Source organism: Paraflavitalea devenefica (assembly GCF_011759375.1).
In the GTDB taxonomy this organism is placed as follows: Bacteria; Bacteroidota; Bacteroidia; order Chitinophagales; family Chitinophagaceae; genus Paraflavitalea; species Paraflavitalea devenefica.
In genome coordinates this window covers 2,155,172-2,167,858 of the sequence record NZ_JAARML010000002.1, presented here as the reverse complement: position 1 = coordinate 2,167,858, position 12,687 = coordinate 2,155,172, and the positions used below count along the sequence as shown (strand labels likewise).

Genomic DNA, 12,687 nt, shown 5'->3' with positions numbered 1-12,687 from the left:
GGTTTGGGTTATTGAATAGGTGACAACGGCACTGTGCCGGACAGCACATTGTCACCATGATTTTGTTGAAGGATTGCCAATGTCAGCTTGAACTTAAAGGTGAGCCGCCCCGCCGGGCTGCCTTGCTGCGCTGCAGGGCGACCCACCTTACGTGCTGTCAGGTCTGAAAAACTATATTAAAACTTTAATCTTTCGGGTAAGTATTTATTGGCCAGTTCCTGGTAGTAGGGCCGTAGTTTATTCCAGTCGGGCGGTGTGGGATTCTTCGAATACAGATCGTATGGATTGAACAGCTTTACCCATTTCAGCATTTCCCGGTCATGGTCGTCCAGCAGGTACTCATATTCTCCTTCGCGGTGCCAGGCATAGAAAGAATGATAACGCAGCATGTACAAACCGGATTCGGGCAAGTAATCTTTCATCATCTGGTACACGTACTCATCATGGCCCCATGACATGTGCACGTTGCGCAGGCCACAGCCGGGTGTATAAACACCATATTGTGTATTGTAGCGGGTATCAGAATAATCCGGGTTATTGGCAAAGAATTCAGGATACACAATTTTACCGGAATAGGCGCATCCTACCGGGAAGGTATCTCCTACTACTGCCCATTGTGGTTCGCCAAACAAGCACAGTACTTTACCCATATCATGCATGAGGCCAACCATCACCATCCAGTCAGGATGTCCATCGGCACGGATGGCTTCGGAAGTTTGTAAGAGGTGCTGGAACTGGTCCAGGTCGGTATCGGGATCGGAATCATCCACCAGTTGGTTCAGGAACTGGAAGGCATCCCATACAGGCATTTCCTTCTTATCAAATTTCAGGTAGTCGGCTCTTTTTTCCTGTACGAAGTCGTAGGTCTGATAGGTATGGTTCAACCTGTAGAATTCCCGCACGGTGTCCCGTCCCGGGGTTTCATAATTCCTGTATTCGGCTGTCTTTTTGGAAGTAGCAATGGCCTCCGGATCAGGGTAACGCTCCAATACGTCGTCTTCCCATTCATCAAGGCTCTTCAGGGGATTGATCTCGGCTTGTGAAAGTTTGTTAACAGGTGTCATACGGCAATCATTTATGAATAGTATTTACAGTATTGGCACCACTAATTTGAGAAGTTTTTGGTTTTATTTAACGGGTTATCCGGTTTTTATTTACGAAACCAGTTGCGTGGAATTGGTTATTTTTGGGCCATACCAAGGACTATATGGCTAATATCAGCATGAAAATGTTGGCGAAAGAACTGCGCCTTTCTGTATCAACAGTATCGAAAGTATTTACTGACAGTCATGAGATCAGTGAGCAAACCAAACAGAAGGTACTGGAGCTGGCCAAAAAGCTGAATTATGTTCCCAACCCCTATGCCAGCAGCCTGCGCAAAAGGAAAAGCAAGACGATTGCCGTTGTATTGCCGGAAGTAGCCGACAGCTTTTTCTCTGTAGCCATTAATGGTATTGAATCCGTAGCGCGTGAAAAGGGCTACCATGTACTTATTTATCTTACGCATGAACGCTTTGACCGGGAGCAGGCCATCCTTACTGATTTCCAGAGCGGACGGGTAGATGGCGTACTGATCTCTGTATCTAATGAAACTACCCATGATGAACACATCAGTGAAATGATGCAGCGCGATATCCCCGTTGTATTCTTTGATCGCGTGTGTGAAGAAACGGCGACTACACGTATCACGACCAATGACCGGGAAAGTGGCTACCTGGCCGCCCAGCATCTTATAGAGCAAGGTTGCAAACGCATTGCCTATTTAACAATCTCCGAACGCCTGTCCATCAGCAAAAACAGGCTTACAGGCTGCCAGCAGGCACTGGCTGCCCACCACTTTCCTTTCCGGGAGGAAGACCTGGTAGTGTGCACCGATGATGAGACGGAGAATTATGCCATCATCAAAAAGCTATTACAACGCAAAGACCGGCCGGATGGCATTATTGCTTCGGTAGAAAAATTAACGGCCGGCATCTACCTGGCTTGTAAGGAATTAAAAGTGGCCATACCGGGTAATGTTAAAGTAATCAGTTTTTCCAACCAGTCTACTGCACCTATATTGAACCCCTCCCTTACTACTGTTACCCAGCCGGCTTTTGAGATGGGTAAAATGGCGGCCTCTGTGTTGTTCAACAGCCTCAAGAAAAGCGATAACCCGCTGAAATCAGAAACTATTATTGTGCCTTCTGTATTGATCCCGCGGGAATCTACGGGACGTTAGCCGCAAGCTGTGAGCTACGAGCTGCGAGCCGCTTACCCTATAACTGCTCGCAGCTCACAGCTCGTTGCCCGTAGCTTATCTACGGTACTATAAACTGCTCTGTCATGATGGTTCCATCTTCTCCTATGATCTTCAGCAGGTAAGCTCCCCGGCTGAATATTGCCCCTTCCATGCTGTACTGGTTGCTGCCTGCCTGTGCCTGCATTTTCTTTTCACGCAGCACCCTGCCCTTTATGTCAATGATGCTGACCTGCAGGGACTGTGGCCGGGAAACGTTTACTTCCCACCGGAGGGTACCTGATACCGGGTTGGGCTTGATCTGCAGGTATTGCAGGCCACCCGCATTCAGTTTTGCAGTCACGATCTTTGAATAGCCTACACGGCCATCCAGGTCCATTTGCCTGATGCGATAGTAATAAGTAACACCTTGCGATACCTTGTTATCATCTATTGAGTAGTAAGAAGGCATACCCGGATTATCAGCCTGCGGCGCCACCGTGGCAATGGGCTGATAACGTCGCCCATCCTCGCTCCTTTCCACCGTGAACCCTGCATTGTTAATCTGGGCAGTAACTGCCCATTTCACCCTTATGGTATTGCTACCCATGGGAAGCGCCTGTACATGGAGCCAGGTAACAGGAAGCACCGCCTGCAGGTTGACAGACCATATACCGCCAAAGGTGGAGAAGCTGTTGACAGATGCAAAATCCACATAATCAACACCGCCCAGTTGTCCGGTTGTCAACGCTCCATCAAACCATTCCTGTCCGCCGGCGGCAATACCTCCCGGAGCAAGACCGGTGATCACGTCATCAATGGTTTTACCGGCCGCTTTGAACCACTTGAATACATGCGGATCGGTGATACCATTGGCTGTTTTAATGGCTTCCATGTTGTTGGTTTCCACACTTTCCGCACCGGCCTTTTCATCAGGCGCATAGAACATGCGTACTGTAAAGCCGGGCGTTGGATTGGCCACTGCATCGTAGCAGGCAGCACAATCTACCTGCAGCATACGGCGCATGAGGCGCACTGCCTTTGTAGAACTTCCTTCGCCCAGATCAGCAAACGGCCTGGCCGCATCTACTTTCGCAGATATTTTTGAACGGTCTATCAAACCGGCAGGATCATAAATACCTGCCACGAATTTGGTATTATCTACCGGGTCCCTGAACAGGATCCATCCACCCACATAACATTCATCTGTAGCTGTTGTGGCCGAAGCGCCATAGGTAGTTAATAAAGGAACAGCAGATACACAGGCATCATTGGTAGCAAAGGTGAAATACTGGCCACTGGTAAAGTCAACAGCCGCTTCCCAATCGGTACCATTCAGCGTCATGGGGATTTCGGTTACATCATTCACAAAATCGCCGGTAGTGCTTACCAGCAGGTAGGCCGTAGCATCCAGTTCCAATGGCAATTTCACGGTGGCGCTGCTGCTGTTGGCAGGCGCCTGGATGGTAACTGTACCCACATTGCCTGTTTCCTGCACTTTCCAGGTACGCGCCAGGCGTTGCCTGTTCAGCGGCACGCCGGTAGCGGTCCACGCTGTTCTGTTGGCATTGTTATCGCCCAGTAATAAAGCCGTGGCATTATCCATGGCATTGGCATTGCCGGCATTGGTAGTGGCAATACCTACATAGTTGCCCAGGGTCACCAACGCTTCTGTTGTATTGACGCTCTTCGATTGTTTCTGGTGCAGCCCGTTGCAATCATCACGGCCAATACCGGTGATGTTGAAGCCATAACCTGTATTGGTAGTAATATCCCAGACAGGGGTACCTGCAGGATCCACATAGTTGTGCGGCAAGGTGATGCCATATTTAATGGCAAAGTAACTTTCTACTTTTTCCCGTTCCGCGGCAGTGAGCTGCCTGTTATAAACAGCTACTTCAGCTACCTGGCCATTAAAGAACTGGTCGGGCGTAGCGGCATTGCGCCTTGCACCGATATTCAGGGCTGTATTGGCCGGTTGCTGACTGATGGTGCCTGTAGCCACGGAGGTTCCGTTGAGCAACAGGTTGGCGGCTCCTGCACTGGTACGGTTGCCATTGGCCAACTGCGCAACGCCATTGGAAGCAACAGGATTGGCAATGGTTTGAATGGCGCCTGCTGCTTTGGAAGCGTATTGCAGTACATTGGCGTTGTACCTTAATTCAGTACCCTGGCCTGCAGTAGCATTGCCAAAGCCTATTACGTTCCGGGCTCCTGTGGCATTGTTGGGTAATACCACTGCAAAGAGGTCTTCCCCGTTGGGGGTAGCCGAGTACGTAATGGCTCCACTGCTCAATACATCATTGGTACCATCGAGGCCCAGACCTGGATTGAAGTTGATAAGATTGCTGGTTGTATTGTATGCCGGTTGTGCGCCTGCGGTAGCCTGTGTTATATCTTTGGGCACAGCACTTTGGTCGGCAGCTACATTTACACCGGTAGCCGTGGTAATACCTTTATCGGCCCTGTACCAAGTGTACAGGTTGGTGATCACACCACCGGGCGCCTGGTTGGTAAGGTCAGTCACTACTGTAAAGTACTGACCATCGGTAAAGTTAATACCATCAAAGGTTACGACCTGGGTGGCAGCATCATAAGCACCAGCATCTGTCACGGTGGTGGCGCCGCTGCTGAAGTCGCCGTCATCATCTATCAGCAGCCTCAGGTCGCTCAGCGTTGTGCTGGTAGGCACCAGCCCGGTAAGGTAGACCTTTACCTGCAGATCATTTACACTGCCTGTTTTCTGCACTTTCCATTCCCGTTGCAGGCGTGTGATCCTGCTACAGCCGCCGGGATCCAGTGAGGTGGGGTACTCTGTAGTTTTTGTCCCGGTGCCCGCATTATCGCCCCACACGAGGAAGCTCAGGTCATCGGCAATAGTGCTTGTATTGTCTTTATTGGTAGCTGCTATGGCTGTTAATCCCATGGCCACCATATTTCCATTGCCGGCGGTGTTCACACTGCGGCTTTGTTTCTGGTACAAACCGGTATTGTCATCGCGGCCTATACCGGCAATATTGGCCAGGTAGCCGGTATTGTTGGCTATTGTCCAGTAGGAAGTAGTGCCATCGGTGGCGATATAGTCACCGCTCAAAGTAATACCATATTTGAGTGCGAGGTAAGAGTGCGCCCGCCGCAGTTCGTTGGCCGGCAATGCCCTGTTGTACACGATCACTTCATGGATGTGACCGTCGAACGCAAGGTCTGCCGACGCACCCCTGTTACCTATGCGCAGGTTATTACCAAGGAAGGACCAACCTGCGGTACCCCCTCCGTCTGCAGCCCCCCTGGTATAGAAACTAAACGTATTGCCCGAACGGGTGGTAGCATTCAGATAAGGTATGTTGGCTGTAGCATAGGTGCCTGTGCTTTCAAAAGCGGTTTGGCCTGTAGCATTCACTACATATTTATTGCTGGGGTTATACATGCTATGGAAGCCGTTGGTGGCCGTGCCCTGGTTCGACAGTATCGCATCGTAGCCTCCTAAGGTGTGGCGCATCTGCACGCTTACCACGGTAAAGGGATTGGTACCACTGATACCGGCGTTGGTAGCAAAGTCCATATAATCATCCGTGCCGTCAAAATCAAAGGCAGGGTTATAGTTCACTGAATTCGCAACCGCTACTGGCTGACTGGCTGCTGTAGCCTGTGTGGCATGGTTGTCATTACCACTGTAATCGTTCCACGTATCAACGGTAGAAACATTGTCATCCGCACGCATCCAGAACTGCACTCCTACGTTCACGTAACCGGGACCGTTGAGTTCTTTGGCAAAAGTAAAGTAAGCACCATCGGGTATGAGGTCGGTGGTAATGGTCACATTGCCATTTTCATCCAGCTTATAAGCTGCATCTGCGCCATCGAAAGTAGCATCTGCACTTACAACCATGTATATTTTGTCATTGCCGCCTGTGAGCTTGAAGGTAACACCAGCATCGGCCCAGTTGGTCTTATCTGCTTTCCAGGTACGGGCCATGCGGGTGGTAATACCTTCCAGGCCGCTGAGGTCGGTATTGTACTGAACAGCGCCGCCATCATCGGCAAATACAAACCAGGAATTGTCATTGGTAATGGAATCGCTGTTAGCAGCATTGCTTGCCTGTACCGCATCGCCTATGGCCATAGCCACGATGCCAGTATCCACGCTTAAACTTTGTTTCTGGTACAGTTCGGTACAATCATCACGACCTATACCCGTAACACGTTTGGCGTATCCTGTATTATCGGCAGCCGTCCACATTCTTGTGGTGCCATCGCTGGCTATATAGTCAGTAGCAGGACTTTGATCTAATGTAATCCCATATTTCAGGGCCAGGTAAGAGCTTACCCGCTGGAATTCATCATCTGTAAGGTTCCTGTTGTACACGATCACTTCGCCGATATTACCGTTCCAGTAACGGCTTTCTCCAACATATTTACCAATCTGCGCACCTTCGGCAGAGATAACAGTATTCCAGTTCATGGTAGCTGATGCAAGCGCAGAGGTATCGTTCGTATATAAGGAAGCCCTGCCGGTGGCGCCACCTGTATAGCGGCCGGAGATAATGGTCACTTTATTATTCGGAAAAGAGTTGGCAGGTCCTACTAATCCACTGGGTGCGCCCATGCCTTCAAAAGTGGCTGCCTGATTTGCCTGTTTTCTTAATCCTGAGGACTGATTAGCGACAAAGCTGCCATAGCTAAACAGTAACTGATCCGTAGCAGTAGTGCTTATTCCTACTCCAATCAATGTTCTGGCTGCATTGCCAGTGGGAAATTTCCCGCTTATGGATGCCTGCGGTATTTTCATATAATCAGTGCTGGCAGTAAATTGAAGGGCTGTATTGTAGTTGAGCCCTCCTGCTATCAATGCAGGCTGTTTGGCTGCAGTATCCATCGCAGCACTGACCTGATTGCCGCTGAAGTCGGCCCAGCTATTGGGCGCGGCCGCATAGTCGGCCCGCAGCCAGGTAACAATACCGGTATTCACGCAGGCAGGCCCCACGATCTTGGCACCCAGTGTAAAGTAAGCGCCATCCGGCAGATCAGCAGTATTGATGGTCACCGTGCCGGTAGCTGTATTGATGGGATACTCAACCGTGCCTGCACCAAAAGTGGGATCTGTTGCATGTACCAGCAGGTAGCGGTCACCACCCTGTACTGCTTTGAAAGTAACATCCTGATCGGACCAGTTTGTTCTGTCTATTTTCCATACGCGGGCCATGCGGTTGGTTGCATTGGTCACGCTGGTAATAGCTACTGAGAAAGTAGCAGCGCCGCCATCATCGGCCCAGGCGAAGAAGGACAGGTCGTCTATATCAGCGCCATTGGAGGCATTATCCGCAGCAATGGTACCACCCGCAGCAATGGTAATGAGCGAATCGCTCGCTGAGCGGGATTGCTTTTGGTATAAGGTTGTTTTATCATCGCGGCCAATACCGGCTATATTTTTATTGTAGCTACCGTTCTTGGAAGCTGTCCACATTTTGGTGCCGGTAGTGCCGTCCCAATCGGTGGCCACATAATCGGTAGGTGTAGTTTGATTCAGCGTAATGCCGTATTTAAGCGCCAGGTAGCTTTCCACATGTTTCTGTTCGCTGGCCGTAAGCACACGGTTGTACACAACGGTCTCTGCAATATCGCCATTCCACCAAAGCGAGGGACCATCGCTGATGGCGCCGATACGCAACGGAGCAGTAGCATTCGTAATATAGGTACCGTTGGTAGCGGTAGCCACCGTCTGACCATTGGAATAAATATGCTTCACTGAATTGCCCGATCCCAGGGTGGCATCCAGTCCGATGATCTCCGGTACATTCAGCGTAGTGGCGCCACCAGTCAAGATAGACCAGGATGCCGTATTAGTGCCTGTCCAGGATTCCCGGATATTTACATTCCGGTAATAGTTCCAGCCTTTGGAGACGCTGCCGGAAGAGTTCCTGCTGGCAAGCGGCGTACGGAAACCGCTGGCCACTGGTTGTGTATGCACAGTATAAGCAGTTACATTTCCATTAAAGCCGGCACTATAAGGAACATCCAGGTAATGGGTAGTACCATTAAACCGGTACGCCGGATTAAAGTTATTGACAGCAGTAGTGAGCACCGGTTGGTTGGCCACCACTGTTTGTTCGGCATTGGCATCATTACCGCTGTAATCGAACCAGGTATTATTGGCAGACACGCCATCATCGGCCCGTAACCATACCTGTACACCTGCATTCACATAACCCGGACCTACGATTTGTTTGCCGAACGTGAAGTACGCACCATCAGGCAGCAGATCACTGTTGATGGTAATGGTGCTATCCGGATTGATGGGCAGTTCCTGGTCAATAGTAGCGAAAGAAGCACTATTGCTAATGAGCAGGTAGGCATTGGTTACATTGCCAAACAACTTAAGGGTGATATCCCTGCTGGCCCAGTTGGTCTTATCCACTTTCCATACCCGGGGCATGCGCAGGGTAACATTGTCACCTGTTATATTGGTCGTATAAGTGATGGCTCCGTTATTATCGCCCCATACCAGGAATGATTTATTGTTGGTGATGGTATCTGTATTATCAGCATTGCTGGCTGCCAGTTCACTGCCCACCGCCATGGCGATCAGGTTGCCGGTAGCAGCCGTATTGATGCTGCGGCTCTGTTTCTGGTACAGTGACCCGATCTCATCGCGTCCGATACCGGCAAGGTTATTGGCATAGCCGGTATTGTCAGATGCCTTCCACATAGTGGTAGTGCCATCGCTGGCGAGGTAATCGGCGGGTATGGTTTGATCGAGTGTAATACCATATCTAATGGCCATATAGCTGTTCACCTGCTGGCGTTCTGTAGCATTGAGCTTGCGGTTGTACAGGATCACTTCGGGCAGAGAGCCGTTGAAAGCAGCATTATGTCCTGCTCCAATATAATTATTGGTAATAGCCTGTGCAAAGCTGGTAGTGAAAGCATTGGGCCCGCTCATTACTTTCCCATCAAGCGAAGCTGTCCAGGAATTGGCAGCAGTATTCACATTGAGAATAGCCGGCAAGGCCAGGTTTTTACCGGTAAAGGCAAAATTGCGACGGGCATTGGTGCCAAAATGCAGGTACATATTGTTGTCTGTCCAGCGATAGTGAACGGCGGTAGACCCGCTTGTGCCACCCAATTGCCAAGGGAACGAAGCCACATTGTTGACCGCAGAGGACTGCACGGAAAACACCTCACCCTGGGTATAAGCTGGTGTAAACTGGCTAAAGAGGAAATAGTTCACTCCTGTGAATTGTACTACGGGGTTATAATTAAAGGCAGCATCCGACCAACCTATTGCACTGGTGTTTCCCCTGGGCCATACCCGCTGTGACGGACCCTGATCTTGCCAGGCTGTTACATTGGTACCTGTCATGGTTATTCCTTCATCGGCCTTTGTCCATACGCCCAGTCCAAGGGCTACCCCACCCGGCGCTTTTTGCTGGCGGCCAAAAGTAAAGTAAACGCCATTGGCCAACTGCGCAGAAGACAGGGTGATGGTACCAGTATTGCTCAGGGGTAATTCCTGGCTGATAGAAGCAAAGGTAGGATCGGTACTGATGAGCAGGTAATTATTGGTTTTAGCACCAGTCACCGTGATAGTGATATCCTGGTCGGCCCAGTTTGTTTTCTGTACTTTCCATACGCGGTGCATACGGGTACTGCTGTAGGTACCTGCCGTAAATGCTTTGGTATAGGCAGTAGAGGCACTGTCATTGCCCCACATGAATACAGAAAGATTATTGGCAATGGTGTCTTCATTGTCTTTATTAGTAGTAGCGAGTTCATCTCCCAACGCAATGCTGATCACTTCATCCGTATGGAAAGCTTTTGCCTGTTTCTGGTGCAATACCGATAGATTGTCCCGTACCAGGGCTGCTATCTGCTTGCTGTAGGCGGCATTGGCCGTCACATCCCATACCAGTGTACCGCTGCTCAATACATAATTTTGTTTCATGGCTATACCATACTTGAGCGCCATGTACGATTGAACTTTCTGGAGCTCGGTTGCTGAGAGTACGCGGTTATAGGTAAACACTTCCGCGAAATCTACTTCAGCCTGACTGGCCCAACCATCTGTTGAATTATAACCGGTGCCTACAAACCACTGGCTGACGGCAAAATTGCCTTTGCTGTAATTGCCGCTGCCCATATTGGCGCCGTTGTAATACGAAGTATGGTTAGTTGCGCTGGTAACAGAAGAGAACACCCCCGGCCTGTTGAGCGCCATGACGCCGGTAGTGCCGGGTATAGCGGGATTCAATAAGGTACTACCTCTGTAGGAGTTGATGTTATTGCCCGTACGATAAAATTCGATCTGTGCCGAATTGGTATTATAATCTGATCCTGCCTGAGAAAACAGGCAATAAAAACGGTCGCCACTGGCGGATACAGACAAGGGATTGAACACACCCACCGTAGTGGCGGTAGGCGTTGTGATCCAGGAAGGCGCCCCGCTAAAATGCCCCCTGATGCCATCGGCATCCATGTCGGCTACGGGATTGAAGTTAATCCCTGATAGTTTGGTAAGGGGGTTATTGATAACGGTAGTAGCAGAAGGTCCAACACCGCTGAACTCTTCCCAGCCCGTGATGGTCTGGCCACTGGCGGTAGGTTCTGCATTGGCCACAGAAATATCGTCGCCCCGCAACCATACGGCGATGCCATTGCTGATGCCGGCAGGTCCATTGGGCTTGATCGCTTTTTTATTGCTGAATTCTGAGGTGCCACAGTTATTATTCACCCTTAGTGTAGCTGTCCAAAAGCCATAAGGAGCGCCGGTGATCTCCGGGAAAGTACCGGTAACGCCGGTGAGCACGCGGTTACCAGAGCCCAGGCCCGGTATTGTAGTCACATAATGCTGTCCGCCCACGCCTTTCACGCCAGCTTCATTGGAGAACAGCTCCAATGAACAATTGCCCGAACCGCAAATGGTGGGCATTTTAACGGTGACCGTATATACGCCTGCTGCAGTTTCTACCGAGGAAAGTATCTGTGGCGTATAAGTGGTGCCTTCATAACCACAGTTGGCCGCGGCATAAAGCTCTATACCAAGCCCCTGGTTATTGTAAATACTATTCTGGGTAATAATGATCTTATCAACGTATTGGGCCCGTACAGCGCCCCAGGTGGATTTGGTGTTGTAGATAATGTTCTTACTAATGGTAAAATTAGGGAGCACATAGGTGGTAGTATTGCCGGGATGGACAATAACAGCAATCCCGTTATTATCTGTAAAAGTATTTTCGGTAATCAGTACTGCGCCCCCGTCTGAAGTAAGATTCCTTGCCAGGAAATCAATGCCACCGGTGGCATTGTTGCCATTTCCATTGCGGGTAAAAGCATTACCCTTGATCAGTATATTATCATGGTTATTGGTAAGGGCACCACCACCAAGGTAAATGCCTACTGTGTCATTTTCAATAAACTGGTTATTGGTGATGGTCATGGTTTGGTTGGATGCCCCGTTCAGATCGAGCGCAAAATCTCCATCATCGGCGCCGGAACGGTAATCGGCATTGAAAATATTTTTATCAATGGTAATATTGGCGCTATTGGTGTTGAAAAACACAAACTTGTTCCTGGTCCAGCCATCGAGGTTATCAAACCGGGAGTTTTTGAGGTTGAAAGTATTGACGCCGGCACCGCAGTATATGGCGTTTATCTCGTTATCGCGAAAGGTGCAACTGTCTATGGTTACATTAATAGCTGAAGTGGAAAAGACGATCCCATAATCGCCGTCGTCGTTAGTAGCCGGATCATCCAGGTCAATAATACTGTTTTTCAAAGTAAAGCCATTGGCCACACCTGTTACCTGTATCCCTCTGGCAGTCATACCCCCGCCGGCAGAAAGGTTGTACCCATCGATCATTACATTGGTGGCATTGCCGGCCAGGTAAATGCCGTACATTTTATCTTCCAGGCCGGTAACCGTCACATTTTTAATAGTAAGGCCGGTCACGGCTGCGTTGGCAAGAATAGCCCGGTTCATGTAATGGGTACTCGTTTGGGTAAGCACCATGTTTTCAATGGTGACATTACTCAGGGCCACTGACAACCGTATAGGCTCGATGCCGGTATTGCGCATGGTAAGGTTACGGATGGTACTGCCACCGGAACCTGTACCCAATACAAAAAGGGCAATAGTGTTATTGCCCCCTGGTCCACTGATCGTCACCGTACCGGGACTACCGCCATCAATGGTCACGGGCCGGGTAATGGTGGGCAGTGAGGTGGTGATATTGATCACCCCGGTCACCGTAAAGGTGATGGTGTGGGGTACAGACGCATTGGCATTGGCATCAAGGATGGCCTGCCGTAAGGAACCAGCACCGGCATTGTTGCCATTGGAGACCACAAAATCAGTAGCGTGTGTAGTAGTGGCAGCTAACAGGAGTAATACAAAGAGAAAAGAAACAGGTGCAATCCGGCACCCGAATAGCGGCAGGTATTTTTTCATAAGTGGTATTTCATGGTTATGTAGT

Annotated in this window: 3 protein-coding genes; 1 reads left to right on the top strand and 2 read right to left on the bottom strand. The window is 49.9% G+C overall.

Translation table 11 applies throughout. The annotated features are described in order from the left end of the window. Positions 1–176 precede the first annotated feature (176 nt). Positions 177–1,064, bottom strand: coding sequence for an inositol oxygenase family protein (locus tag HB364_RS17935; protein WP_167289588.1), 888 nt, complete (start codon positions 1,062–1,064; stop codon positions 177–179). Between the two features lie 143 nt (positions 1,065–1,207). On the opposite strand from HB364_RS17935, the gene HB364_RS17930 reads away from it, so the two are divergent. Then, the gene (locus HB364_RS17930) at positions 1,208–2,221 is read left to right on the top strand and encodes a LacI family DNA-binding transcriptional regulator (RefSeq protein WP_167289587.1); all 1,014 of its coding nucleotides are present in this window, start codon (positions 1,208–1,210) and stop codon (positions 2,219–2,221) included. A 79-nt stretch (positions 2,222–2,300) separates the two neighbouring features. Here HB364_RS17930 and HB364_RS17925 read toward each other — a convergent pair whose 3' ends face one another. After that, positions 2,301–12,662, bottom strand: coding sequence for a LamG-like jellyroll fold domain-containing protein (locus tag HB364_RS17925; RefSeq protein ID WP_167289586.1), 10,362 nt, complete (start codon positions 12,660–12,662; stop codon positions 2,301–2,303). Positions 12,663–12,687: the final 25 nt, after the last annotated feature.

Excerpts from the sequence above, each read along its gene's own strand:
- HB364_RS17935 (WP_167289588.1), bottom strand. The coding sequence starts at position 1,064 with ATGACACCTGTTAACAAACTTTCACAAGCCGAGATCAATCCCCTGAAG.
- HB364_RS17930 (WP_167289587.1), top strand. The coding sequence starts at position 1,208 with ATGGCTAATATCAGCATGAAAATGTTGGCGAAAGAACTGCGCCTTTCT.
- HB364_RS17925 (WP_167289586.1), bottom strand. The coding sequence starts at position 12,662 with ATGAAAAAATACCTGCCGCTATTCGGGTGCCGGATTGCACCTGTTTCT.